Raw genomic sequence first — 996 nt, forward strand, 5'->3', positions numbered from 1 at the left:
GGTGGGCGGTGAGGACCCGGGCGAGGAGTTCGCCGTTGCCGCCCGCGACGTCGACGACGGTGCCGCCCTCCGGCCGCGCGGCGGCGGCGGCGGCGAGCGCCGGGTGGGCGGGGACGGGGTCGAACATCCGGGTGCTGGCGGCCATCGAGCGGTCGAACAGGTCGGCGAGTTCGGGGTCGCGGGCGAAGTGGTCGAAGTGGTTCTCGCCGTACAGGTGGTCGAAGGCGGTCTCTCCGGTGCGCACGGTGTGGTCGAGGGCGCCGAAGGAGCGGTAGAACGGCCCGCCGTACATCAGGGCGAGCGGCCGCATCGAGGCCGGGGCGTCCTCGCGGAGCAGGGCGCCGACCTCGGTGAGGCGGACGCGCTCCCCCTCCTCCGTCACCACGCCGAGCATGGCGAGGTAGCGCAGCAGGGTGGCCAGGGCGCGGGGGTGGGTGCCGGTGCGGCGGGCCAGGGCGGCCCGGTCGATCGGCTCCCCCGGCGGGACGGCGTCGGCCAGGCGCAGCCGGGCACAGGCCGCCAGGGCCTGGGTGGCCCAGGCCCCCGTCAGCAGGCGCAGGAGCGTTTCGGCAGGCTGGTCGGCGGGCGTGCCGGCGGCCGGACGGGTGGCGGGGCGCTCTGTGCCAAGTGACCGACCAGGTGACCGGCCAAGTGACCGGTCAGGACGTCGCGATGGTCGCCCGGCGCGTACAGCTCCACCCGCCGGTAGCCGGCCAGGGAGGAGGCGGGCGCGGTGAAGTAGAGGACGGTGCCGTTCTCGTGCGGGTTGTAGCCGCCGCCGTCGGGGGCGGCGCCCTGGTCGGCGAGCAGGGCGCACAGTCCGCGCAGGAGCAGCGGTTCCGGGCGCAGGACCTCGAAGGCGAGGTGTGCCTCGTGCTGGTGGGCCCGCTCGTGCTCGGCGACGGGCCCCAGGTCCGAGCCCGGTACGACGGTCAGCGCGAACACCTCGACCGCGCGGCAGGTGCCGTCCGCCGCCCGCACCTCGGGGCGCAGGAT

2 pseudogenes are annotated in these 996 nt (G+C 76.4%); both read right to left on the minus strand.

Features of this window, described 5'->3' with window-relative positions:
• Positions 1-382, minus strand: a pseudogene (locus tag VR45_RS48180) (methyltransferase); the annotation flags it as partial.
• A gap of 164 nt (positions 383-546) precedes the next feature.
• Positions 547-996, minus strand: a pseudogene (locus tag VR45_RS48185) (hypothetical protein); the annotation flags it as partial.

It is taken from the genome of Streptomyces sp. NRRL S-495 (assembly GCF_000966955.1).
Classification (GTDB): domain Bacteria; phylum Actinomycetota; class Actinomycetes; order Streptomycetales; family Streptomycetaceae; genus Kitasatospora; species Kitasatospora purpeofusca.